Raw genomic sequence first — 22,833 nt, 5'->3', positions numbered from 1 at the left:
CCATGACGGTTCTGTTGGCGGGGTGTGGGGACCTGGGCACCGAGGCGGGCCTGCGGTTTGCTGCCCTGGGCCACCGGGTTGTGGGCTGGCGCCGCTCCCCCGCCAAGCTGCCGGCGGCCATCGAAGGTGCCGCGGCTGACTTGGGATCAAAAGACCTGCCGCCCGTCCCCGCGGACACCACCGCCGTCGTCATCGCTGTTGCTGCTGACTCTCCTACCGAGGAGGCATACCGCGCTGCGTATGTACGCGGGGTGGAAAATGTCCTTGATGCCCTGGAGCGTGACCAGGTGTCGCCGGAGCGGATCATCTTTGTGTCCTCCACTGCCGTATACGGGGACGCGGGTGGGGGCTGGGTGGATGAGTCCACCACCGCGGAGCCGGGCGGGTTTTCCGGCCGGGTGTTGTTGGAAGCCGAGGGGCTTCTGCAAGCCAGGCTCTCGGGGACCCGCACGGCCGGCGTCTCACTCAGGCTGGGAGGCATCTACGGGCCGGGCCGGACGCGCCTGATTGACCAGGTGAAGACGGGCTCTGCCGTGATCCCTGAAGACGTGCGCTACACCAACCGGATCCATCGCGACGACGCCGCGGCTGCCATCGTGCACCTTGCCGGGATGGCAGCTGTACCGGGCCCCGTATACATCGGCGTGGACAATGAGCCGGCCGACCTCGGCTCGGTGTTGCGATTCCTGGCAGCTGAACTTGGTTTGCCTGAGCCCAAGGTGGGTGACGCAGGACCTGCCCGCGGGGGCAACAAGCGCTGCCGTAACGGTCTCCTCCGCAGCGCGGGATTTTCCTTCTCGTTTCCGACATTCCGGGAAGGGTACAAGGACGTTATAGCGGGGAACGGCGTCCGCCATCCGTGAGTGCGTCCGCCGTCCCCTGACCACTGCCACGGCCCGCCCAGCGGGCCTTGGCCTGAGTTGAGGCAGGGCATGGAATTCCGGCAGATTATTGAGACGGTTGGGCAGCTGGTCGACTTCGCCGGAGTTGCTGTGATGGTGATCGGCGCGGTGGTCTCCCTCCCGCTGGCGATCCGTGGCCATCAGCCCCGGCTTCTTCCGCCAGGTGCTGAAAAGCTGAGTTTCTACCGCTCCTACCGGCAGTTGCTGGGCAGATCCATTCTGCTGGGGCTGGAACTGCTCGTCGCTGCCGACATCATCCGCACCGTTGCCGTCACGCCTACGTTCGCCAGCGTCGGGGTGCTGGCCATCATCGTGCTGATCAGGACGTTCCTTAGCTTTTCCCTGGAGCTGGAAATCACCGGGCGCTGGCCGTGGCAGAAAGAACCCTCAGCGGCCCGTGCCGGGTCAACCGCCCCCGCGGGCTGAGGCCCGCCGCCCACGTTTTCCACATAGGGGTCTTTGGGTCTCTTCGTTGTCAGTGGTGGCTGGCAGAGTGTGGTTATGGAGGCCATTGGGGAGCATCTTGGTGCGGCGTACGGCGGGAAAGCGTACGACGCCGGCAGCTGGCTGCCGCGCCCGGCCCACCTTCATGCGGTCCCAGGGGAGGCTTCACAGCAGCGGGCCACAGGTCCTGGCCACCAGGACCTCCTGGCTGGGTTGGCGGTCCGGATCGCGGCCGTTGCCGTGGCCGCCCCGGATGTGCTGGCGTCTGCCTCTTATCTCGAGGCCGCCGAGTTCGCCGCCCGCGCCGAGGACCTCGCCCGGAGCGTGGAGTACCTGCAGCTCCTGGGCGCCGGGGCGGTGGACCGGACCCGCACCCAGACCATCAGCTATGCCAACACAGCAGCAAGGACCCGTGCCGCCCGGTCCGCCGCCATGGCTGAGACCGCCGGGAACTGGCCCAGCCTGGCCGCCGGCCCCGGCCACCCGGTCGTGACGTCACCGGCCGATGACGGGTGCCGGAACACTGCGGAGTTCCTCCGCCTGCGCCTGCACATCCCCATCAGGGAAGCCCGCCGCCGCCTCACCCTCGCCCACCAGGTCCTCCCGGCCACCAGCCTCACCGGCGAACCACTCCCACCAGCCCGGCCCCATCTCGCCGCCGCAATCACCCCCACCACCACAGGGGCCACCGACACCGACTCCGACACCGGGATCACGTCCCCGGGGTACGGACCTGCCGTGTCCTCGCATGCTGCGGCCATCATCACGGCAACCCTCGACCGGCTCCAGCACCACACCACCGCCGAGACCCTGGACGCGATCGAACACCACCTCACCACAACAGCCACCACCACCGACCCTGACTTCCTGACCCGCCTCGCCCAACGCTGGACCGACACCATCGACGCCGACGGCACCGAACCCGCCGAAGAAGCCCTCCGCCACACCCAGGGCGCCTTCATCCGCAAGCCCCGCCACGGCCTCCATCACCTCGAGATTTTCGCCACCACCGACCAATACGAACACCTCCTCACCGTCATGAACACCGCCACCAACCCCCGCACCGCCGGGGACAAGGCGGCAGGATGCCAACCCGGCGGGATTGACCTGGACCGGCGCACCCGCGCCCAAAAACAACTCGACGGCCTCATCACCGCCGCAAAAACAGCCCTCACCACCAACACCCTGCCCACAACCGGCGGCAACCGACCCCACATCATCGCCACCATCAACTACCAAGACCTCTTCCCCACCAACCCCGCCACACCCACAGGAAAAGGCCACAGCGCGGAAACAGGGACCGGGACCTTCGCCTTCACCGGACCCGTCCCCGCCGCCACGCTCCGCAAAATCGCCTGCGACGCCGACATCATCCCCGCCCTCCTGGGCGCCACCGGCGAAATCCTCGACCTCGGCCGCAAAACCCGTCTCTTCACCCCCGCCCAACGCACCGCCCTGACCACCCGCGACCAAGGCTGTGCCTTCCCCAACTGCACCATCCCCGCACCCTGGTGCGAAGCCCACCACATCACCTATTGGTCACGCGGCGGGCCCACCACCACCAACAACGGAGTCCTGCTCTGCAGCCACCACCACCACCTCGTCCACAAAGAACAATGGACCATCACCACCACCCCCGGCACTCCAGCCTTCATTCCCCCACCCCACATCGACCCCACCCAAACACCCCAGCAAAACCGCTACTTCAAACCACCCCCGCCACCCCACCCACCACGCGAAGAGTGTCCAAAGACAGTCCGTTAGGCTTCACCCATGACCGAAAACAGCAGCGCAAAAGCCTCCGAACTTCTCCACCTCCACCAGGCCCCTGAGATCCTCCAGGTGGTCAACGTCTGGGATGCCATCACGGCCAAAGTCATCACGGACATCCCGGGCACCACTGCCCTGGCAACGGCAAGTCACTCGATCGCCGCGACGCTGGGCTACGAGGACGGCGAGAACATTCCCGTCGACGAGATGGTCAGCTTTGTGGGCCGCATCGCGGCTGCTACCCACCTGCCGGTCAGCGCTGACCTTGAGTCCGGCTACGGGAACCCTGGGGAGACAACCCGCAAGGCCATCGGAGTCGGAATCGTTGGTGCCAATATCGAGGACCAGATGCGCCCGCTCGAGGACGCGGTGAACCAGATGGCAGCCGTTGTGCATGCCGGCGCTGCAGAGGGAATCGACTTCGTCCTGAACGCGCGGACCGACGCCTTCCTCAAGGGCAAGGACCGGGACCCCGAAGACGTTCTTGCGGATGCCATCGCGCGCGGCAAGGCCTTCCTGGACGTCGGCGCCACCACAGTCTTCGTCCCCGGCCTTTTGGACGAGCCCACGGTTACTGCCCTGGTGGAAGGCATCGGCTGGAACAAGGTCTCGGTCATCAATGTGCCCGGGTCCCTGCCGCCGGCGACGCTGCAGGAACTGGGCGTGGCCCGTATTTCGTATGGTCCCTGGACCCAGAGGGTGGCGCTGACTGCCCTGGCTGACACCGCTGCGAAGCTTCTCGCCGGTGGCGAGCTTCCCGAAGACACACGCCCGCTGAACTGAGAGCTGCGGGGCGGAAACCGGAAGCTTCGTCACCTAAACCGAGCGAAGGAGTGGGAGGACCTTGACCGGTAACCAGTATGCCGCGGGAGTGTGGCCGCGGCCGCCGGCACTTCCAAGGCCGGTACTTTCCGACCAGCGGTGGCTTGATGCCGTCTTCCTTCACTGGCGCATTCCGGAGGCCACTGCCGCGGCGTTCACGCCGGACGGGGTTCAACCCGATGTGTTCGACGGCAGTTCCTGGGTTGGCCTGATCGGCTTTCGCATGGAGCAGGCAGCGCTTGGGCGAGGCCCCGGCATCCCGTATCTGGGGAGCTTCAACGAGGTGAACGTCCGGCTTTACTCCCGCGAGCCGGACGGCACCCGCGGAGTGGTGTTCCTGAGCCTGGATGCAGACCGGCTGCCCGTTGTCCTGGCGACCCGCGCTGCCGGGATTCCCTACGTGTGGTCGCGCATCCGGCAATGGCCTCCCTTTCCGGGGTACGGCGGTGGATGGCAGCACGCCACCGGCGCGGCCGGAACACCGGGCGGCCAGACTGGATCTGCCGTTGGTTACTCCGTACGCCGGCTGGGCGCCACTGCCGCCCGCAGCAACTTTGGGGTCATTCCCAAGCTGCACGCCGCGGCAGCCGACCCTTTATCCATCTTCCTGACCGCCAGGTACGGCATGCATGGCCGCTTCTACGGCAGAACCATCTACGTGCCGAACACGCACCACGAGTGGCCGCTCTTCGGCGCTGAGGTCCACCAGCTCAGTGATGGGTTGGTAGGAGCCGCCGGGGTCAGTGTGAGCGGTCCGCCAGAGTCTGTCCTTTACTCCCCGGGAGTCCGGACAAGGTTCGGCAGGCCGCGCACCCTGGAGCGTGCCGGCTAAAGACCCGCGTCCTGGACGTCCTGCCAGCCCCGGCCTTCGCTGAACGTGCTCACCAAGGTACCCACGCCCGCCTGGAGGGAGTCGGAGGGATCGAAGTACAGGGATGCTTCCGACGCGCGGCTGTGGGTAATCAGCTGTTCGGCCTCGAGCTTCGCCTCGGGCACGGTTGCGCCGACGATTCCGGTGCGGGCTGGGAGAACCGGCGTGTGCACCACGTCGGCGTCCGTCTGGGTCAGCGGAACCGTGGTGCCGGGGTTGATCTCATCGTTGGGGAACTCGAACTCGGCATCGCCGGGGGCAACGGGAACGGTGTACTCCAGGAAATAGGTCATACCCCACCCTTGCAGAAAAGCTATCACCGCCAAAAGACCCGGTGGGCTACTTGCCCAGGCCGGCCTTCCGAAGTGCCTCGGCCATGGCCGTGTTGACAGGTTGGGGTGCGGGGCTGGACCTGACACTCCCACCGGACGTGCCCGATCCCTGCTTCCCCTGCTGTTGGCGGTCCGGACGCCCGGCACGCTCGGTCTTTCGGCTCCCGGAATCGCGCCGACCGGACCCTGAATCGCGCCGGCCTGAACTTGCGCCGCCGCCGGCGGGTTCGTCGTCGAGCCTTAACGTGAGCGAAATCCGCTTCCGCTCCGGGTCAGCCTCCAGTACCTTCACCCGGACCACCTGGCCGGACTTCACCACCTCGCGCGGATCGGACACAAAGCGGTTGGACAGGGCGGAAACGTGGACCAGGCCGTCCTGGTGGACTCCAACATCCACGAACGCCCCAAAGGCCGCGACGTTGGTTACCGTTCCTTCGAGGATCATGCCCGGCACCAGGTCCGAGATCTTCTCGACGCCTTCCGAGAACGTGGCGGCGGCAAAGGCGGGCCGGGGGTCACGCCCGGGTTTGTCCAGTTCAGCGAGGATGTCCTTGACGGTGGGCAGGCCGAACGTGCCGTCGACGAACTTCTGCGGGTCCAGGGAGGAAGCCGGGGCGGAACCGGCGGCCACGAGGATCTTCCTCGCCACGGCGTAGGACTCCGGGTGCACGCTTGATGCGTCCAGCGGCTCGGCCCCGCCGGTGATCCGGAGGAATCCTGCGCACTGCTCGAACGCCTTGGCGCCCAACCGCGGCACTTTCTTGAGGTCGGCCCGCTTGTTGAAGGGTCCGTGCTCGTTCCGGTACGCCACGATGTTTTCGCTCAGCAGGGGCCCGACGCCGGCAACCCGGCTCAGCAGCGCAGGCGAGGCAGTGTTGACGTCAACACCGACGGCGTTCACGCAGTCCTCCACCACCGCGTCCAGGCTCCGGTCCAGTTTCGACGCGGTCACATCATGCTGGTACTGGCCTACACCGATGGACTTGGGATCGATCTTGACTAGTTCGGCGAGGGGATCCTGCAGGCGCCGGGCAATGGACACGGCACCGCGAAGCGAAACGTCCATTCCCGGCAGTTCAGCGGCGGCGAGCGCGGAGGCGGAATAGACCGACGCGCCGGCCTCGGACACCACGATTTTCTGGGGTTTCCGGTCTACCTCGGGAAGCAGCTTGATCAGTTCGGCAGCGAGTTTGTCCGTTTCGCGTGAGGCGGTCCCGTTGCCGATGGCCACAAGTTCGACGGCGTGCTGCCGCGCCAAACGCACCAAGGTGGCCAGCGCTTCGTCCCATTTCCGCGCCGGGGCGTGCGGGTAGACGGTATCGGTGGCCACCACCTTCCCGGTGCCGTCCACTACGGCGACTTTCACCCCGGTCCGCAGTCCCGGGTCGAGGCCCAGCGTGGCACGGTTTCCGGCGGGGGCGGCCAGCAGGACGTCCCTGAGGTTGGCGGCGAACACCCGGACCGCTTCGTCCTCCGCTGCGGCGAACAACCTGGCGCGGAGGTCGGAAGTGAGCCGTGCCAGCACGCGTGAACGCCAGGCCACCTGGGCTGTCTGCATCAGCCATGCGTCGGCGGGACGGCCACGGTCGGCGACCCCGAGGAACCTGGCAACTGCGGACTCGTAGCGGGCGCGGGCGGCGGTGAGGGCGGCGTCGTCCGATGGGTCGGCTTCGGCGAGGTCCAGCTCAAGGACGCCGTCCTTCTCCCCGCGGAACAGCGCGAGCACACGGTGGGACGGCATCCGGTCCGGTGCCTGCGCGAACTCGAAGTAATCGGCGAACTTCTGGCCTTCGGCTTCCTTGCCCTTTTTGACGCGGGAAACCATCCGGCCCTGCGTCCACATCCTGTCCCGGAGGTTTGCGGCGAGGTCAGGGTCCTGCGCCACGCGCTCCACAAGGATGGCCCGGGCACCGGCGAGCGCGGCGGCGGGGTCACCGATGGCGTGGTCACTGTTGAGGTACTTCCCCGCCTCGTGTTCGGGGTCCAGGTCCGGCCGCTTCAGCAGCGCAGCTGCGAGCGGCTCCAGCCCGGCCTCCCGGGCAATCTGGGCCTTGGTCCGGCGCTTGGACTTGAACGGGAGGTAGATGTCTTCGAGCCGCGATTTGGTGTCCGCGGCCAGGATCGCCTTGCGCAGTTCAGGCGTCAACTGGCCCTGCGCCTCGACCGCTTCGAGGACTGCGCGACGGCGGTCTGCCAGTTCGCGGAGGTAGCGCAGGCGTTCGTCGAGGTCACGGAGCTGGGTGTCGTCCAGCGTACCAGTGACTTCCTTGCGGTACCGGGCGATGAACGGAACCGTTGCCCCGCCGTCGAGCAATCCAACCGCGGCCTTTACCTGCCAGGCCCTGACCGCCAATTCGTCAGCGATCTGGGCGAAGATCGCATCGTCCTCCGATGCGCGGGAGTGGGCGGAGACAGCGGAAGGTGCAGGCAGTTGAGTCACCAGAACATCTTGCCTTACCGCGCTGCAGGGCTCCACCGGGCGCCGTGCGGTTGGGGATTCAGCAGGGGACGGGAGGGTATTCCGCTGGGCCCGGCAAAGTGCTGTAGTGGACATGCCGTTACTGGCGCCCATGCTCGAGGAAGAGGCCATCATGCGGGAACTGCTTGTGGTGTTTCAGGAGGGATTCGATGAGGCTAACGTCACCGTGACCGTCAACGGCAAGGAGGTGCGGCGGGACCTGGGAATCTCGACCAATCCGCTGCTCGGCATTGCATCCGAGGTGTCCGTGGAGTTGCCGGCAAAGGGCGCACAGGTGGGAGTTGAGGTCACGAATCGGGGGTTGAAAGCCATTACCAAGGTCAGCGGGAAACCCAAGAGCGTGCTGGTTTCGATCGAGGATGGGCGCCTGCTGATGAAGGAAGGCACAGGCCGCGAGGCCGTTCTGTAGCTAACTTCCCAGGTGGCAAAACTGGCTCTGGTAAGAGTCCATTCGATGGAGTAGCATCTGATCACCGCCGGCTTCCAGTGGAGTCCGGCGGGCCACACAAGTCTTCAGCCGGGGGTCGTCGGATGGCCTCCGGCGCCGCTGTCCGGGACCAGCACCCCTGACAGCCAACGACGGCGGCACCCATGATGGGTGCCGCCGTCGTTGTTTCATCCGGGTTGGCCGGTGGGCCGCCGCTTAGCCCTGGTACAGAGGGTAATCCGTGTAACCGGTGGCGCCCTCCGCGTAGAACGTGGAGGCGTCGGGCTCGTTGAGCGGGAGGCTTTCCTTCCAGCGCCGGGCAAGGTCCGGGTTGGCGATGGCGGGGCGTCCCACCACAACGGCGTCTGCGTGGCCTTCCGCCACCAGGTTCACGGCTTCTTCGCGCGTGGTGATCACGCCGAAGCCGGTGTTCACCAGGAAGGTTCCGCCGAAGCGTGCACGAAGGTCCTGGACAAGTTCGCCGGTGGGCTCGTGGTGCAGGATGCTCAGGTATGCCAGGTTGAGCGGTGCGATGCTGTCCACGAGGACCTCGTAGGTGGCCCGAACGTCCGCTGCGTCCGTCTCGGCGATGCCCTGCACGTTGTGCTCGGGGGAAATGCGCACACCCACGCGGTTCGCGCCAAGGGCTGCCACCACGGCGTTGATGGTTTCGATGACGAAGCGGGCGCGGTTTTCCGGTGAACCGCCGTAGCTGTCCGTCCGGACGTTGGAGTTCGGCGCCAGGAACTCGTGCAGGAGGTAGCCGTTGGCCGCGTGCAGTTCCACGCCGTCGAACCCTGCCTCGATGGCGTTCAGCGAAGCGTTGACGAATTCCTGGATGACCATGGGGAGTTCGTCCGTGGTGAGGGCGTGCGGCACGGGGTACGGCTGCTTGCCGGCCGGTGTCCGGACCACGCCGTCGATGGCTACGGCGCTGGGAGCGACGATAGGCAGCCCACCGGTGATGTCGGAGTGGGAAACGCGGCCGCCATGCATGATCTGTGCGAACATGCGTCCGCCTTCGGCGTGGACGGCTTCGGTAACCGTCTTCCACCCGGCAACCTGTTCTTCGGTGACGATACCGGGCTGGCCCGGGTAGGCCTGGCCGGCCGGGGTGGGGTACGTGCCCTCGCTGACGATCAGGCCCAGGGAGGCGCGCTGGCGGTAGTGCTCGGCCAGGAGCGGTCCGGGGATGCCTTTCTCACCTGCGCGGAGGCGGGTGAGGGGTGCCATCACCAGGCGGTTGGGAAGTTCAAGTTCGCCGAGGGTGAGTGGGGAAAACAGCATGCGCAGTTCCTTTCGAAGGCTTAAGACGTACTGTCTTTGCCAACTGTGGGGCGCGTGCAACTATTCCGGACTTCCGCCAGTGCGACGGGGATCACAGGTTTCCCTCGGTCCCCGCGCTATCCTCCGACACCGGGGCAGCCCTGGCCCTGCGGATTGGCGTTGCAGTCGTCGGCGTAGTTGCGGGTGAGCGAACGCCACACACTGATGGTTTGCGGTGGTGCGTTGAACTGGCCTTGGCCGGGGATCGGCAGCGGCGGCCCGGAGTTCACTGAGTACGCGCCCTGGAACGAGGTGGTCAGGACAACCTGGAAATCGCCCGTGGAGGCATACGCGTGGCTGGTGCGGGTCTTTTCGCCCCACCGGTCCTGCGGCAACGGGCCGCCCATGGAAGGCTGCGGGCCGAAGACTGTGCCATCTCCGTAGTTCCACGTGTACTGCACCGGTGTGGCCACCACGTGGACTTTCTGGCCGAACATGGTGATGTCGAACTGCTGTTCAGCCGCTTCCGCGTAGAAATTCGTCTCGGCGCCTCGGAGGGTGTTGGGGCTGGGCTGGGCCACGACCGCCCCGGCATTGACAGGGAGGTTCTGGAACTGCCGCTGGATATCCGCGGCGATCCTGGGCAGGAGGTCCTCGGGCTTCGGATCGTAAAGGCAGGTGGGGCCCGAGTGATGCGCCCAAACAGCCCCCGGCACACCCCGGGGCCGCGACAGCCACATGACCGGGATGCCCTTGGCGCCGTCCTCACGGTCTTTGCAGTCGAGCTGGCGGGCGAGGCAGGGCGTATCGAAGTCGCCTCCGCCAAGATGGCACTGAAGTTCGTACTTGTATTCGTTGGGGTCTTCGGAGGCGATATCGGGGCGTGCCGGAACAAACTCTTTCCGTTCGGGATCCCAAGTATGCCCACCCATCGTGAGGCCGGGATTCCAAGCACCGCCAAATTCCGGGTCTTCCCCACCTTCCGCAAACGCGGGGCACGCCGTGAACAAAACGGACGTGACCGCCACAAAGAGCAGAGAGAGCAGCCGCGAAGAAAACATGTTCTATCCGACGATGTTTCCGAGCTCAACGACTGACCATTTTCCGTCAGCGTAGGAAAGGACGAGCAGATTTCCTTGGTCAGGCGCCTGAGGATCTGTCCGAGCCACGGTTCCATCGGCCCTCATATAGATCAACGGATCCTGGTGAACCTGAGCTGCGACTTGATACGTGCCATTCTTGCCCTTGGTGAATGTCGTATTTGCCACAGGCGTTGAGAGCTTTCCTCCAACCAACCAGCGCCCCTCAGAGTGCCAATCTTTTATCACCTTACTAACCTTCTGGCACGCTTCGCATGGGCTAGGAGCAATACTCTCGAATGAAGCAGCATCACCCGTCTCATATGCATAGCTCAGAACCGCGAACCAGTGCTTAGTGAACGCTTCTGCACCTTCCTTCGTCTCCGTCTTAGCCACCTCGGGCAGCACGGGCACGGGAACGTTCTGGGCGGGTCCGGAGGCGTCGGCAGGCTTGTAGACGGCATTCGGCGTTGGGGTGGGAGTGGCCGTGGCGCTGGCAGTAGGTTTTTCCTCCGCTACCTGGGACGAAGTGCCGCCCGGCCCCGGCGACCCTCCGGAGTTACAGCCGGACAAAGCGAGCGTCAAACCGACAACAAGGGCTGCTGCTCCCGACGGCACAGCGCGGGACGTAAAGGAGTTCTGTGATGTCATGGGCCGCTATTCCCCCAGTAGTTTCAAGACGGCTTGCTCCGAACAGTGCCTTAAGGGTAGCCCACGTCACAATTTGGCGATCAAACTTATCCACAGGTACCGCCCACCGTTTTACCACCGGGTCCGTCCAGCAAAAAGTCATAAAGGGAGCCGGCGCATAAAGTGCACCGGCTCCCCCGTCGATAAAGAATGAAGAAAAACAGGACCTTACTTCTGTGCGGGCAGGACCAACTCCCCTGTCTTGTCCGTGGACAAGGCGAGCGACGAAACATACTGCGGACCGCCGTCGGACGCGTCCTGGGCCGACCGCACCATGTCCGGCCGTTCGAACTCCAACCCCGTCACGTGGCACAGGAGCTTGGCGTCGCTGGGGTTCCCGTCGGCGTCGAACATGGGCAGGTCGATCCCGTCGTCGGTCCGGCGGAGGTAGTAGCGGCCGCGGGTCAGCAGCGCCAGCACTGGTGGCAGGACCAGCGCCAAACCCACCGCGAAGATGGGCGAGTACGGCTGGATCGCAGTTCCAAATGCCCCGAAGAACACGGCAATCGAAACCCCTGCGGAGACCAGCATGGACACGAAGCCAACAGGGTTCACGGCGTACAGCATGCCGCGGCGGAACTCAGGCACCTTGGGGGAAATCTTGAGCAGGTACTTGTTGATGGCAATATCGGACGCCACGGTGACCACCCACGCCATGGCGCAGTTGGCATAGAACCCAAGGATGGTGTTGAGGAAATCGAACATGTTCGCTTCCATCAGGACCAGCGCGATCAGCAGGTTCACCACCACGAACACCATCCGGCCCGGGTAGGTCTTGGTGATGCGCGTGAAAGAGTTGGTCCAGGCCAGCGAGCCGGAGTAGGCGTTGGTGACGTTGATCTTGATCTGCGAGATGACCACCAGCACCACGGCCAGCGTCATGGCCAGCCACGCGGGCATCATCTCCTGGTACACGCCCAGGAACTGGTGCACGGGCTCATTGGCCGTGGCGGAGGCGGCAGGATCCAGCGTGGCGATCAGGTAGATGGCGATGAACAGGCCCACGATCTGCTTGATGGCCCCGAAGATCACCCAGCCCGGGCCGGCCAGGATCACTGCGCGCCACCAGGCGCTCCGGTTGGCCTCGGTGCGCGGCGGCATGAACCGGAGGTAGTCGATCTGCTCGGCAATCTGCGCCATCAAGGACAGGCACACGCCGGCGGCGAGCATCACGGACGCAAGGTTGGGACCGCCGTCGCCCGTTGCTCCGGTGTAGGCGAAGAAGCTGTCGATGCTCTCCGGGTGCGAGACCAGCAGGTATCCCACAGGCACCACCATGAGGAGCAGCCACAACGGGGTGGTCCACACCTGGAGCTTGGCCAGCGTGTTCATGCCGTAAATGACCAGCGGGATGATGATCACCGTGGACGCGGCGTAACCCAGCCACTGCGGAATGCCGAGCCCCAGCTCCAGCCCCTGCGCCATGATGGAGCCCTCCAGCGCAAAAAAGATGAAAGTGAACGTGGCAAAGATGACGTTGGTGACCACCGACCCGTAGTAGCCAAAGCCCGAGCCCCGGGTGATCAGGTCCAGGTCGATGTTGTAGCGCGCGGCGTAGTACGCCAAGGGAAAGCCGGTGGCGAAGATGACCACGGCCGCCACCAGGATTCCCAGGATCGCGTTGACCGTCCCGTAGGAGATGCCGATGTTCGCCCCGATCGAGAAGTCCGCCAGGTAGGCGATGCCGCCCAGCGCACTCGTGGCCACCACGCCCGCACTCCACTTGCGGTAGGACCGCGGCGCGAACCGCAGCGTGTAATCCTCCAGGCTTTCCTTGGTGGCGTTGAGGGCGGCAGTGTTGCCCGCCGTAGGGATTGCCGGAGAACGTCCGACGACGGCGGCACCAGCGGGTGCCGCCGGTTCCAGCAGTTGCGTTGTGTCTGTGTCGTTGCCCATTGGGTGCGTCGCTTTCGTTTGCCTTCAGCCGTCATGGCCCTGCGTGCGACGCTATCCAGCGGGAAATACAGCCCGGTCACAGACCTGTTTCCGAACTGTTAAGCCTTGACTCTGCTGTCATAAAGCGGGGGAAATGGGGGCACAAAGCCTCTGGCGTATTTCTACTCCACGTAGAAGAATGGCCGCATGATGTTTGAACACGCGGACGGCAATCCTGTCCTTGAACTCGATGATGAGCAGTCGTGGCGGCTTCTGGCGGCAACGCAGCATGGCCGGCTGGTGGTTTCCGTCGCAGGGGAACCGGACATCTTCCCGGTGAATTACGTGACCTCCAACCGGAAGCTCTACCTGCGCACGGCACCTGGAAACAAACTGGCACAACTCACAATCAACGCCAAGGTACTGTTCGAAACCGACGGCATCCTGTCGCAGGAGGCCTGGTCCGTTGTCCTCCGGGGGACGGCAAGGGTCCTCAGCAACTCGGACGAGCTCGCTGCCATCGAAGAACTGGGCCTGAAGACCTGGGTCCCCACGCTCAAGGACTTCTACGTGGAGATCGACCCAACCTCCGTCAGCGGCCGGCACTTCGTGTTCGGCGAACAGCCGGAACGGGAGATCTAGGCCCTCCTAGACTGGAAGGATGCCGGACGATTCCAGCGCTGCCAAGCCCACTGCAGACAGGCTCACTCCTGAGCAGCGCAGCTGGAACATGTCCCGGATCCGCGGGAAGAACACCAAACCCGAGCTGCTGGTGCGGCAGCTCCTGCACGCCAGGGGCTACCGGTACCGGCTGCACGGCAGGTCCGGCAGCACCAGGCTGCCAGGCAATCCTGACCTCGTCTTCGCCGCCCGGCACAAGGTGATCTTCGTCAACGGCTGCTTCTGGCATTTCCACGACTGCAGGGTGGGCAAGCACGCCCCGAAGGCCAACGCCGAGTTCTGGGCAGCGAAACGGAGCCGGACCCGGGAACGCGACGCCGGCCAGCGCCGGAAGCTGGAAGACGCCGGCTGGGAAGTGCTGACGGTCTGGGAGTGCGAACTGAAGAATCGATCGGCACTCGAAGCCCAGCTGGTGCACTTCCTCGAAGCCGGCGCCTGAAGGCCTGTAAACAGCCAATCTTGAGGAAATCTTTCGCTGCTCCGGCCACTGTCCTTGATCCTGGCGCGGCAGGATAAACGGGTTGCCGGCGATCAGGCAGCCGCCATTGACAGTTTCGGAGCAGCTATCCCCTATCCCCTAGCTTCTTCGAGCCAACAGGGCGGACTTGAACGCCGACGCCGACGAGTCACTGCTGTTGATGCGCCAGTCTGTTTCCTTTTGCATATGGAACCAGACAAAGCCCATCACGTCCGGCTGGGCGGCAAGGTAGGACACCAGGTCCGTATTCCAGGTCGCTTTGGAACCGCCCAGTTCGCTGGACGCCGTTTCCGCGACCAGCACGGGTTTCCCGGGGGCCAGGGTGCGGAGCTGGGAGATGCCGGGGCCGAGGAGGTCCACGGGGGAAACCCAGCTGCTCCAGGTTTGCGAGGTGCCCCAGTTGTAGCCGTCCAGGGCCACGATGTCCGCGTAGCCCGGGCCCGGGTACAGGCCTGCCAGGTCAGTGGAGCCCCAGTACGGCACGTTGGGCGACCAGACCCACTGGACGTTCGCGGCGCCCGTGCCGGCAACGACGTCGTGCACGTGCCGCCAGGCGGCTATGTAATCTCCTGGCTGGTTGCCGTTGACGCCTTCGGCCCAGGGATACCAGTTGCCGTTCATCTCGTGGGCAAAGCGCAGCATGACCGGTTTGCCCCAGGCCGCGAGGGACTGGCCCCACTGGCTGATGTACCCGTCGAAGTCCCCGGCAGTAATCCGGGCAAGCGAATACGCCGGCTGGTTGACGCCGCCTCCCCATGCCCACGGCTCCCAGGTCACCAGGGGCGTGGCTCCGCGGGAGCGGACAGCGTCCAGCTCAGTGATGGGCGGGGACTGTAGGAAATCCTTGTAACTCATCACGATGGAAGGGATTTCCCCGGACACGGTGGCAACCTCGTCCAGTTCCGAACTGGCCAGGGGTCCCCCCGGCGTTGCCGCTCCAAAGCGCAAGGCGGCGGAACTGATGGCCGGCGCCGGTGCGGGCGCCGGAGCCGGCGCCGCCTGGACCACGAATGTGGCGGATGCCTTGATGGACGACGTCTTGGCGGTGATGGTGAGATTCCCGGTAGCCGCCGCCGGAATGGTGATGCCTGTGCTGAACGCACCCGTCGAGGTTGTTTGGAACGCGAACGTGGTGGACCCGACGATCACGGTGCCTGTGGTGGAGGCCCTGAACCCGGTTCCGGCGACCGTCACGGCGGAACCGGCCGGTCCGGAGGTGGGGTTGAGCGAAACTTGCGGTGACGTGGCTGCTGCGCTGGCCGGCTGGATGACGGAAACCGCCAATCCAACCCCGATTATGAGCGCGACAAATAAGGACCTAAGCATTCGGAACACGGCAATCTATCCCCAGATTGAAAGGCGGCCGCGGCCGCCGGTGGCGTCAATGCAGAAAGCACTGGCCTTGATTTTATGGGCAAAAATCCGCACTCCCATCAAGAAAACCACAATTCTTGCCGAGTCTTCTGCGAGGTCCTGGGAACAGTCCTAACCTGAAAAAGAGCAAGCGTTCCGGGCCCACCGCCCAGATTCCCGAGTCTACAAAACCAGCAGAAAGGAGTGTCATGAGCACATCAGATGATGCCCCCAGGCCGCTGGTAGACCAGTCCGTCCTGGACCGGCTGCGGGACGAACTCGAGGAGGAGGAAGGCTACAGCCGCGTCTTCGTGGGGAACTTTATCGAGTACCTGCCCCAGCGGCTGGGCCGGTTGCGGCTGGCCCTGACCACGGGTGATCTGGAGGGCTCCATGGACGCGGTCCTGAGCCTGAAGACGTCAAGCCAGATGGTGGGAGCAGAGCGCCTGGCCGGACTGGCCTTGGAGCTGGAGAACGAGATCCGGGCCGAGGCTCGCCACGCAGACATGGCGGTGGCGCTGCCCAGACTGGCCGCCACCTACCTGCGGCCCATCACCCAGTGCAGCCGGCAGACCATGCACCGGCTGCAGGCTCAGTGCTGCCCCGGGGCCAAACGGTAACCCACCCCGCGAACGGTTTGCAGCCACCGTGGCTGCTGCGGCGAGTCGCCCAGCTTTTTGCGCAGGTTCCCCATGTGGACCTCCACGGAACGTTCGTCTGCTTCGCTGATGTAGCTGCCGACGTCGTAATCCTCGTCGCGGAGCCGCCGCACCAGGTCGGACTTGGTCCTGACCGTCCGTCCTGCTTCCAGGAGCGCGTAAAGGAGTTCGAACTCCGTACGGGTCAGGTTCATCTCCTTGCCGTCAACGGTGACGGTGCGGGAGGCGTAGCTGAGCTCCAGGCCGTTGTGGGTGAAGTTTCCGCGCTCCGGATGGGCCGCGCTGTCCGCGGAGGCATCCACCGAAACTTCGTGCGGGTCAGGAACGGACCGTGGCCGGCGCATCATGGCCGCAACCCGCGCGCGGAGCTCCCGCGGCCGGAACGGCTTGGTGAGGTAGTCATCGGCCCCCGATTCGAGCCCGATCAGGGTGTCCAGTTCCTCGGTGCGCGCCGTCAGCATCACGATGTACGCATCCGAGAACTCGCGGATCTGCCGGGAGACTTCAAAGCCGTCGATGTCGGGCAACCCCAGGTCCAGGGTAATGACATCGGGATTAAGGCTCTTGGCCATCAGGACGCCCTCGGCGCCGCCGCTGGCGACGGTTACCTCAAATCCAGCCTGGGTCAGCACAGTGCGAACCAGTTCCCGAATGTCGTGGTCATCTTCGATGACCAGACCCACACGTGCCTCACTCATAGAGCCCCCTCAGTGCCAACGTCTGAAGTATAGCTGGCTGCGGATATCCTGCTGGTATGGTCCCGCACACCCCCACATCCGCGTCCCCCGCGCCATGAGCGACCCCACTGCCTGGTCCTCGGGCCGGCTGCGGTTCTTCAAGCGGCCCTTCCATGAGTACCGGCTGACGGACCGGGTGGCCCTGAGCCAGATGCCGTTGTTCGTGACCACGCTCCTCACGGCTTTCCTGGTGTGGGCGTTCTTCCCGGACACCATGGGCAATCCCCTCTTTGTTACGTTCCTTGTTTCGCAGCTGGCCATCATGGCGCTCTGCTATCTGATCCCCTGGGACCGGCTGCCCTACACCAGCTTCCTCGCCATCCCGCTGCTGGACTTCATCTCCATCGGCGCAGGCCGCGAAGGCGGCCAGGAAAGCCTGACGGGAATCAGCCTGCTGGCCGTCTTCCCCGTCATTTGGCTCTGCGCGTCCGGCTACTATCCGAGGGCCGCGCTGTGGTTCTCCTTCCTTGGACCGCTGGCCATCATCTGGGTGCCGCTGCTCCTGAAGGGCAACTTCACACCGCAGGACTTCGCGCGCTCACTGCTGCTGCCCGTCATGATGCTGGGCATCGGCGTGTCCGTGAGCGTCCTGACCTTGAGCATGATGCGCCAGCAGAAGCAGCTGGAAGAAAAGGACGAGCAGCTGCGGGCCAACCTGCGGACCAGCAAACGCCAGGAATCGCTGCTGAACACTGTGCTGGATACCGTGCATCTGGGCGTGCTGGCTATTGATGCCGACGGCCATGACATCCTGATGAACCGGAAGCAGCGGGCCAACCATGAACTGGCCCGGCCAAAGAACATTGCGGACCCCAACGAATCGCAGCTGCTGGTCTACGGCCCGGACCGGAAAACCCTGATCCCCGTCCAGGAGCGTCCCGTGCGCCGCGCCGTCCTGGGCGAAACCTTCACCGATTACCTGGTCTGGCTGGGTGACGGGAAGGACCAGCGGGCACTCGTGACCACGGCCCGGGCCATGAAGGACTCCGACGGCAACTTCACCGGCTCGGTGATTGTCTTCAGCGACGTCACGGACCTGGTGAATGCACTCACCGCCAAGGACGACTTCGTCTCCAGCGTCTCCCACGAATTCCGGACCCCGCTGACGTCCATCCTGGGCTACGTTGAGATCCTGCTGGCCGATGATCCGGACGAGCCTGAACGGGAGATGCTGGAGATCATCCGCCGGAATTCCGAGCGCCTCCTGACCCTGGTGTCAGACCTGCTGGCCAGCCGGAACGGCCAGCTGATCGTCTCGCCCGACGCCGTGGATGTTGCCGAACTGGTGCGCAGCAGCGTGTCCTCGGCGTTGCCCCGCGCAGCCGCAGCCGGCGTGGAACTGCGGGCGGAAACCCCGGAACGGCTGGAGGCCCGCGTGGACAGCGCCAGGATCTCCCAGGTCCTGGACAACCTGGTGTCCAACGCCATCAAATACTCCCCTGACGGCGGCGAGGTGGTGGTGTCGCTGGCGCGGGAAAACGGCCATTTGGCCTGCCGGGTCAAGGACACGGGGATGGGCATGAGCCCGGAGGACACCTCCGAGGTGTTCGCCAAGTTCTTCCGGACCAGCAACGTCCGGCGCACCGCCATCCCGGGCGTCGGCCTGGGCCTGCCCATCAGCAAGGCGATCGTGGAAGCCCACGGCGGGACCATCGACGTCGAGAGCACGCTGGGCGAGGGAACGACGTTTACGTTCCGGGTTCCGGTGCAGCGGTCCTGAGCACCTCGCCCCAGGATTGGGAGGCAAGGTCCCGGATGGATGCCAGGATGGCCGACGGCGGCTGGCTGAGATCCAGCGGGAACTCCACGATGTCGATGTCGGTGTTCAGGATGCGGCGGAGCTTCATCTCGCCTTTACCCGCGTAGACCAGCCAGGCGGTGGGCACGGCGAGCGCGGTGCAGTGGGCCAGCATTTGGTAGTGGTCGGCAGTCAGCGACGCGCCGGCATCCGAGGCCGCCCGGTACTTGGCGTTGTAGGCAACCACCGGGCGTCCGCCGAGCATGTGGACGGCATCAGGGCGCACGGACAGCCGGTCGGAATCGCGCACCGCCTCGCTGAGGAGGGCGTTGTAACGCAGCCGCAGCTCCCCCGGATATGACGCCATCGCACTGCGCAGTGCCGTTCCCACGAAGTCTTCGAAAACCTGGGCCATGTCCACCACGAACGACGCTGTCTGCTGCCTGCCCTCCCCCGCCTCGGCGGACGCGTTGCGCAGGATCAGCTCCGCCAGCCGCAGCACTGCGTGGTAGCGCAGGTTCATCCTGGTGGGCGTCCACGGCGGCACCGGGGCGCCTGCTGGAAGGCGGGTGACGGCGTCGAGCTTTCCCTTCAGCTGGCGCAGCCGCCCCAGCACCTCGGGCCGGACGCCGGGCACCTGCCCCATCCTTTCCAGGGCGGCGCGCAGGATCCGGTTCTCGGCGATGTCCTCGGTGAACTCGTCGTAGGAGACCTCCAGCGGGACCAGCATGCCGGGGCGGCGGGAGATCTGGTCCGAGATCCGGATCCGGCCCTTGACCGTGCGCAGGGATTCATCCACGGTGAGGTAGCCCTGCAGGACCCCGCGGCCCAAGGCACGCTCGGCCAGCTGCGCCAGGGACTCCGCCAGCGCGCTCCACAGCTCCCGGTCCTCGTCCGCCGCCACCAGCTCCGGGCGGAACCCCTGCTCCCCCGCGTAGCTGAGCAAAAACAGGAGCCGGCTGAGCCCCAGCCGGTCCTTGGGCCGGACGTCCAGCTGGAGCGTGGGGGTGCGCACCGAGCCCACCTTGCCTACCGGCTCGATCCGGTACAGCCCCATGCCCATGGGCGAGGCCTTGGCCAGGCCACTGGAATTCAGGAAGGAAGCGCTTGGCGCATCCAGCCGCTCAACCAGCCCGGTGGACAGCTCGTCCAGGACCAGGTGCCGCACGGACGCCCTGGGGTCAGCGCGCTGCAACGCGTCCCAGCAGCTGGTCCAGCCCGAACCGCTCCTCCAGCTGCGCCCGCGTCAGCTGGCCGTGGTAATGCTCCTCCAGCAGCGGCATGAGCTCGTACTTCCAGATCCGGCGCAGACCTGCAGGGGTTTGGGCTGCCGGCTTCATGAAGTAGGACGGGCCGATCATCAGGTCCCGGTCCCACTCGTCAATCGCCCCGTTGAGCGCGTCCAGCAGCAGTGCCGGGGTGGTATCCAGTTGGCGGGCCTCCAGGAACCGGAGCAGGGAGCCCTTGACCGGCTCCGTCTGCGGGTGCAGCTCGATGAAGGAGAAGCGCCGGCGGATAGCCGCGTCCATCATCGCGATCGACCGGTCAGCGGTGTTCATGGTGCCGATGATGTAGAGGTTGTCCGGCAGCGTGAACGGCTCGTTGGGGCTGTACTGCAGGTAGATCCGGTCATCGCGGTACTCCAGCAGGAAGTACAGCTCGCCGAACACCTTGGCCAGGTTGGCGCGGTTCATCTCATCGATGATCAGGAAGTACGGCTTTTTCTCGTTGCCGGGCTTGGCGGCTTCCTCGGCGAGGCGGCGCAGCGGACCGGCCACCAGCTTGAAGGACACCTGGCCTTCATCCGTCTTGTCCGGCCGGTAGCCCTCGAAGAAGTCCTCGTAGGCGTAGGACGGGTGGAACTGGACCAGCTTGACGCGTTCGTCCGTGGTGTCGTCCGCCAGTTCCGCGGCGAGGTGCTTGGCCAGGTAGGTCTTGCCCGTGCCGGGAGGGCCGTAGAGGACCAGCTGGCGGTTTTCCTCCAGCAGGTCGGCGATCTCCTGGAGGGGCTCCAGTTCCATGTGCAGCGAGGCTGCGAATTCCTGCGTCAGAGGGCGGAAACCCTCCTGGACAGGGGGGACGACGGCGGCGCCGTCAGTATCGCCGTCGGGCTCGGTTTCCGCCTCCGCCGGAAGCAGCGCCTGCAGCGCCTGGACCACGCGGGTCACGTCCACCACGATGCCGGGGGTGGCGAGCTGGCGCTGGACGTGCCGGGGAAGGCTGGTGGCGGTATGGCCGTCGTCGAACCAGCGCACCTTGCGGCGCAGGCGCCGGTTGTCGTCGTTGTACTGGGGCTCCCCCAGCACGCCGCCCAGCCGTACGGTTCCGGCGTGCTGGTACAGCACCAGGTCCCCGGGCTTCATGACGGTCAGGAAGGCAAAGACCGCGGTTTTGGTGTCTTCGCGTTCCACGTAGCCGAGGTGCTTGTAGTCCTCGTCCACGGCGTGCTGCACCAGGCCGGCGGTGACGCCGGGGTCCAGCGTGCGGAGATGCTCGACGTCGAGGGTCACCTTCTCCTCGCCGTGCCAGGCGGTGAGCAGCTCGGCATGGTCGCTGTGGGTCCGGAGCAGCCAGGCGCGCCGGCCGGGGTCGCCCACTTTGCGCCATTGGCTGACCAGCTGGCGGGAGTACCAGTCGATCCGCTGGCCGGCCTGCTCGTCCAGGTGCAGCCGGATGCGGTGGATGTCCGCGGTGATGTCCTCTTCCCCGTCGCCTTTCGCGCCGCCCACCAGGGAGGCGAAGGCGTCGCGGATCTCCTGCCGCTCCACGTCCGCCACGACGGGCTCGAAGTAGCTGGGCCACGCCAGGAATTCGATGCTTCGGCGGATGGCGGGCTGGTCGTCGGGGGTGGATGCGGCGAGGCGGTGGAACTGGAGGGGGTCCTTGATAGCCGCCTGCACCACGGCAGCCGGCCGCTGGGCAACGTTCCGCACGAACCGGCACAGCCACTTCAGGTGGTCCCAGATGGTCCAGTTGAATTCGGCGGTCCGGTCCCGGATTACGCCGTGGTCGGTCATCCCGGCGTACAGCTCCTCTGGCAGTTCCAGCGGCGGTTCCAGCCAGCCGGCGGCTTCGGCCACGCGGGCGCGCTTGACCTTGAGGGACTTCACTTCGTGGGCCAGCGGAAGGGACTGGAGGAAGAGCAGCTCCACGGCCAGCTGTTTTGCTCCGCGGGTGGCACCCTCCAGGTTTTCGCGGAGGTTCGTCATCATCGGGGCTTTGGGGTCAGCGATGCCGCGGTCCAGCCGGTCGAGCAGCTCCGCGGCCGCCGGAACGGACCATGTCCTGGTGCGGCCGTCCAGGGGCGAGGCCTTGCCTTGGAGGCCGGGACCCAACACGAACCATGCCGCGTCCTCGATCTCCCTGGAGATGCCGAGGGCGCGGGTCATGGCAACAGTGGCAGTGGGGGTCATGCCCTCAAATTTACAGGGTCAAGCTGGGCGGCCGCTCCACGGGTGCCGGCCGCCCTCCTGCCAGCGGGGACTACTTGCCCGTGGCGGAGTGCTTCCGGCCGAAGATGAAGTAACCCATGGGGCCGATGAAATTGACGAAGGACGCCGCCCGCCACGCGGCCTTGGGCCCGTTGATGAGTTCTGCCGGCCGCCGGGAGATGTCGCGCTGGGCGGCAACCAGCAGGGACACCTGAACCAGGCCCGTCACAATGGTGCCCATCTTGGCACCCGGTGACATTTCCTTCCAGGTCTTCTTTTTCCGGGCGGTGCGGTTCTTGTTGCCGGCCATGAGCGCTTCCTTTCGGTGTACAACGTGGTTCCAGTCCAGTAGGTCCGGTGCCGGCTGTCCAGAGTCTTAGTGCCTGTAGGGGGCCATCCGGTCTTTCTGTTCCTGGCTGAGCCTTTGTACCCGGCCCGTGGCTTCATCCACGAACGCCAGATGGCTGCTCGCCTTCACGCAGTCCTCCCGGGTAACGGGGTCCTGGAGCAGGTAGTGGATGTCGAAGCTGGCGCCCTTGACGGCACCGATCCATACCTGGACCACCGCAGGAACGTTGCGGTACTCCAGTGTCCGGACGTAACGGATCTTGTGGTCCACCACCAGGGCAAGAGTCCCGGCCGGGACGTCGTTGAACAGCGACACCGGGGGCTCAATGCCCGGAAGGCCCGCGCCCCGGGGCGGTCCGAAGGCTGCGATGCGGGCTTCCTCCAGCATCCGCACGATCTGGACGTTGTTGATGTGGCCATAGGCGTCCATGTCGCCCCAGCGCATCGGCAC

At 65.5% G+C, this 22,833-nt stretch carries 22 protein-coding genes; 10 read left to right on the top strand and 12 right to left on the bottom strand.

The features are described 5' to 3' along the window. Positions 1 to 2: 2 nt before the first annotated feature. The 5 genes from LDO22_RS18475 (at position 3) to LDO22_RS18450 (ending at position 4,770) form a co-directional block, all read left to right on the top strand. Entirely contained in the window at positions 3 to 863 is an 861-nt protein-coding gene (locus LDO22_RS18475) for an SDR family oxidoreductase (RefSeq protein ID WP_224025150.1), read from the top strand. 69 nt (positions 864 to 932) lie between these two features. Continuing rightward, positions 933 to 1,328: a DUF1622 domain-containing protein gene (locus LDO22_RS18470; RefSeq protein WP_224025149.1), complete on the top strand. Its 396-nt coding sequence runs from the start codon at positions 933 to 935 to the stop codon at positions 1,326 to 1,328. A 75-nt stretch (positions 1,329 to 1,403) separates the two neighbouring features. Then, positions 1,404 to 3,110, top strand: a complete 1,707-nt coding sequence (locus LDO22_RS21800) for an HNH endonuclease signature motif containing protein (RefSeq protein WP_263422187.1) — start codon at positions 1,404 to 1,406, stop codon at positions 3,108 to 3,110. Between the two features lie 9 nt (positions 3,111 to 3,119). Then, positions 3,120 to 3,899, top strand: a complete 780-nt coding sequence (locus LDO22_RS18455) for an isocitrate lyase/phosphoenolpyruvate mutase family protein (protein ID WP_224025147.1) — start codon at positions 3,120 to 3,122, stop codon at positions 3,897 to 3,899. 61 nt (positions 3,900 to 3,960) lie between these two features. Beyond that, positions 3,961 to 4,770 (top strand): DUF2071 domain-containing protein, encoded by an 810-nt coding sequence (locus LDO22_RS18450; RefSeq protein ID WP_224025146.1) that lies wholly within the window; start codon positions 3,961 to 3,963, stop codon positions 4,768 to 4,770. Here LDO22_RS18450 and LDO22_RS18445 read toward each other — a convergent pair. Together LDO22_RS18445 and LDO22_RS18440 are read right to left on the bottom strand one after the other, a co-directional pair. Further along, on the bottom strand, positions 4,767 to 5,102 hold the full coding sequence (locus LDO22_RS18445) for a hypothetical protein (RefSeq protein WP_224025145.1): 336 nt from the start codon (positions 5,100 to 5,102) through the stop codon (positions 4,767 to 4,769). The genes LDO22_RS18450 and LDO22_RS18445 overlap by 4 nt on opposite strands. A 46-nt stretch (positions 5,103 to 5,148) precedes the next feature. Next, a complete protein-coding gene (locus tag LDO22_RS18440; protein WP_224025144.1) occupies positions 5,149 to 7,581 on the bottom strand; it encodes a Tex family protein in 2,433 nt (810 codons plus the stop codon). A gap of 130 nt (positions 7,582 to 7,711) precedes the next feature. On the opposite strand from LDO22_RS18440, the gene LDO22_RS18435 reads away from it, so the two are divergent. Beyond that, on the top strand, positions 7,712 to 8,029 hold the full coding sequence (locus LDO22_RS18435) for a hypothetical protein (RefSeq protein WP_141157959.1): 318 nt from the start codon (positions 7,712 to 7,714) through the stop codon (positions 8,027 to 8,029). A gap of 234 nt (positions 8,030 to 8,263) precedes the next feature. On the opposite strand, the gene LDO22_RS18430 is transcribed toward LDO22_RS18435, so the two are convergent. From LDO22_RS18430 to LDO22_RS18415, 4 genes are all read right to left on the bottom strand, one after another. After that, complete coding sequence (locus LDO22_RS18430; RefSeq protein ID WP_224025142.1) at positions 8,264 to 9,334, bottom strand: alkene reductase; 1,071 nt, start codon at positions 9,332 to 9,334, stop codon at positions 8,264 to 8,266. Positions 9,335 to 9,450: 116 nt separating this feature from the next. Beyond that, positions 9,451 to 10,245: a hypothetical protein gene (locus LDO22_RS18425; protein WP_224025141.1), complete on the bottom strand. Its 795-nt coding sequence runs from the start codon at positions 10,243 to 10,245 to the stop codon at positions 9,451 to 9,453. 132 nt (positions 10,246 to 10,377) lie between these two features. Further along, positions 10,378 to 11,043 (bottom strand): DUF6318 family protein, encoded by a 666-nt coding sequence (locus LDO22_RS18420; protein WP_224025140.1) that lies wholly within the window; start codon positions 11,041 to 11,043, stop codon positions 10,378 to 10,380. A gap of 207 nt (positions 11,044 to 11,250) precedes the next feature. Next, a complete protein-coding gene (locus tag LDO22_RS18415; protein ID WP_224025139.1) occupies positions 11,251 to 12,978 on the bottom strand; it encodes a hypothetical protein in 1,728 nt (575 codons plus the stop codon). Positions 12,979 to 13,164: 186 nt separating this feature from the next. Here LDO22_RS18415 and LDO22_RS18410 point away from each other — a divergent pair, with 186 nt between their 5' ends. Continuing rightward, a complete protein-coding gene (locus tag LDO22_RS18410; RefSeq protein WP_224025138.1) occupies positions 13,165 to 13,599 on the top strand; it encodes a pyridoxamine 5'-phosphate oxidase family protein in 435 nt (144 codons plus the stop codon). Positions 13,600 to 13,618: 19 nt separating this feature from the next. Then, positions 13,619 to 14,077, top strand: a complete 459-nt coding sequence (locus tag LDO22_RS18405) for a very short patch repair endonuclease (protein WP_224025137.1) — start codon at positions 13,619 to 13,621, stop codon at positions 14,075 to 14,077. 138 nt (positions 14,078 to 14,215) lie between these two features. On the opposite strand, the gene LDO22_RS18400 is transcribed toward LDO22_RS18405, so the two are convergent. Next, a complete protein-coding gene (locus tag LDO22_RS18400; protein ID WP_224025136.1) occupies positions 14,216 to 15,442 on the bottom strand; it encodes a glycosyl hydrolase in 1,227 nt (408 codons plus the stop codon). A 236-nt stretch (positions 15,443 to 15,678) separates the two neighbouring features. Here LDO22_RS18400 and LDO22_RS18395 point away from each other — a divergent pair, with 236 nt between their 5' ends. Then, entirely contained in the window at positions 15,679 to 16,089 is a 411-nt protein-coding gene (locus tag LDO22_RS18395) for an Hpt domain-containing protein (protein ID WP_159632795.1), read from the top strand. On the opposite strand, the gene LDO22_RS18390 is transcribed toward LDO22_RS18395, so the two are convergent. After that, entirely contained in the window at positions 16,062 to 16,826 is a 765-nt protein-coding gene (locus LDO22_RS18390; RefSeq protein ID WP_201302455.1) for a response regulator transcription factor, read from the bottom strand. The two genes, LDO22_RS18395 and LDO22_RS18390, sit on opposite strands and share 28 nt — an antisense overlap. 94 nt (positions 16,827 to 16,920) lie before the next feature. Between LDO22_RS18390 and LDO22_RS18385 the strand changes: the two genes are divergently transcribed. Next, positions 16,921 to 18,585 carry a HAMP domain-containing sensor histidine kinase gene (locus tag LDO22_RS18385; protein ID WP_224025135.1) on the top strand — a complete coding sequence of 555 codons (1,665 nt, stop codon included), beginning with the start codon at positions 16,921 to 16,923 and terminating at the stop codon, positions 18,583 to 18,585. On the opposite strand, the gene LDO22_RS18380 is transcribed toward LDO22_RS18385, so the two are convergent. From LDO22_RS18380 to LDO22_RS18365, 4 genes are all read right to left on the bottom strand, one after another. Further along, positions 18,554 to 19,798 (bottom strand): McrC family protein, encoded by a 1,245-nt coding sequence (locus tag LDO22_RS18380; RefSeq protein WP_224025134.1) that lies wholly within the window; start codon positions 19,796 to 19,798, stop codon positions 18,554 to 18,556. The two genes, LDO22_RS18385 and LDO22_RS18380, sit on opposite strands and share 32 nt — an antisense overlap. Continuing rightward, entirely contained in the window at positions 19,785 to 22,016 is a 2,232-nt protein-coding gene (locus tag LDO22_RS18375) for an AAA family ATPase (RefSeq protein ID WP_224025133.1), read from the bottom strand. Before LDO22_RS18375 ends, LDO22_RS18380 begins: the two co-directional genes overlap by 14 nt. Positions 22,017 to 22,086: 70 nt before the next feature. Continuing rightward, a complete protein-coding gene (locus LDO22_RS18370) occupies positions 22,087 to 22,344 on the bottom strand; it encodes a PLD nuclease N-terminal domain-containing protein (protein ID WP_159632798.1) in 258 nt (85 codons plus the stop codon). Between the two features lie 66 nt (positions 22,345 to 22,410). Further along, positions 22,411 to 22,827: a thioesterase family protein gene (locus LDO22_RS18365; RefSeq protein ID WP_224025132.1), complete on the bottom strand. Its 417-nt coding sequence runs from the start codon at positions 22,825 to 22,827 to the stop codon at positions 22,411 to 22,413. Between the last annotated feature and the right edge of the window lie 6 nt (positions 22,828 to 22,833).

The organism is Arthrobacter sp. NicSoilC5, from assembly GCF_019977395.1.
GTDB lineage: Bacteria > Actinomycetota > Actinomycetes > Actinomycetales > Micrococcaceae > Arthrobacter.
The sequence above is the reverse complement of the archived record's forward strand: the minus strand, read 5'-3'. Positions and strand labels throughout refer to the sequence as shown.

Bases quoted from the DNA above. Each gene is read 5' to 3' on its own strand.
- LDO22_RS18475 (WP_224025150.1), top strand. From the start codon at position 3: ATGACGGTTCTGTTGGCGGGGTGTGGGGACCTGGGCACCGAGGCGGGC.
- LDO22_RS18470 (WP_224025149.1), top strand. From the start codon at position 933: ATGGAATTCCGGCAGATTATTGAGACGGTTGGGCAGCTGGTCGACTTC.
- LDO22_RS21800 (WP_263422187.1), top strand. From the start codon at position 1,404: ATGGAGGCCATTGGGGAGCATCTTGGTGCGGCGTACGGCGGGAAAGCG.
- LDO22_RS18455 (WP_224025147.1), top strand. From the start codon at position 3,120: ATGACCGAAAACAGCAGCGCAAAAGCCTCCGAACTTCTCCACCTCCAC.
- LDO22_RS18445 (WP_224025145.1), bottom strand. From the start codon at position 5,102: ATGACCTATTTCCTGGAGTACACCGTTCCCGTTGCCCCCGGCGATGCC.
- LDO22_RS18435 (WP_141157959.1), top strand. From the start codon at position 7,712: ATGCTCGAGGAAGAGGCCATCATGCGGGAACTGCTTGTGGTGTTTCAG.
- LDO22_RS18430 (WP_224025142.1), bottom strand. From the start codon at position 9,334: ATGCTGTTTTCCCCACTCACCCTCGGCGAACTTGAACTTCCCAACCGC.
- LDO22_RS18425 (WP_224025141.1), bottom strand. From the start codon at position 10,245: ATGGGTGGGCATACTTGGGATCCCGAACGGAAAGAGTTTGTTCCGGCA.
- LDO22_RS18420 (WP_224025140.1), bottom strand. From the start codon at position 11,043: ATGACATCACAGAACTCCTTTACGTCCCGCGCTGTGCCGTCGGGAGCA.
- LDO22_RS18415 (WP_224025139.1), bottom strand. From the start codon at position 12,978: ATGGGCAACGACACAGACACAACGCAACTGCTGGAACCGGCGGCACCC.
- LDO22_RS18410 (WP_224025138.1), top strand. From the start codon at position 13,165: ATGATGTTTGAACACGCGGACGGCAATCCTGTCCTTGAACTCGATGAT.
- LDO22_RS18405 (WP_224025137.1), top strand. From the start codon at position 13,619: ATGCCGGACGATTCCAGCGCTGCCAAGCCCACTGCAGACAGGCTCACT.
- LDO22_RS18400 (WP_224025136.1), bottom strand. From the start codon at position 15,442: ATGCTTAGGTCCTTATTTGTCGCGCTCATAATCGGGGTTGGATTGGCG.
- LDO22_RS18395 (WP_159632795.1), top strand. From the start codon at position 15,679: ATGAGCACATCAGATGATGCCCCCAGGCCGCTGGTAGACCAGTCCGTC.
- LDO22_RS18390 (WP_201302455.1), bottom strand. From the start codon at position 16,826: ATGAGTGAGGCACGTGTGGGTCTGGTCATCGAAGATGACCACGACATT.
- LDO22_RS18385 (WP_224025135.1), top strand. From the start codon at position 16,921: ATGAGCGACCCCACTGCCTGGTCCTCGGGCCGGCTGCGGTTCTTCAAG.
- LDO22_RS18375 (WP_224025133.1), bottom strand. From the start codon at position 22,016: ATGACCCCCACTGCCACTGTTGCCATGACCCGCGCCCTCGGCATCTCC.
- LDO22_RS18370 (WP_159632798.1), bottom strand. From the start codon at position 22,344: ATGGCCGGCAACAAGAACCGCACCGCCCGGAAAAAGAAGACCTGGAAG.
- LDO22_RS18365 (WP_224025132.1), bottom strand. From the start codon at position 22,827: ATGCGCTGGGGCGACATGGACGCCTATGGCCACATCAACAACGTCCAG.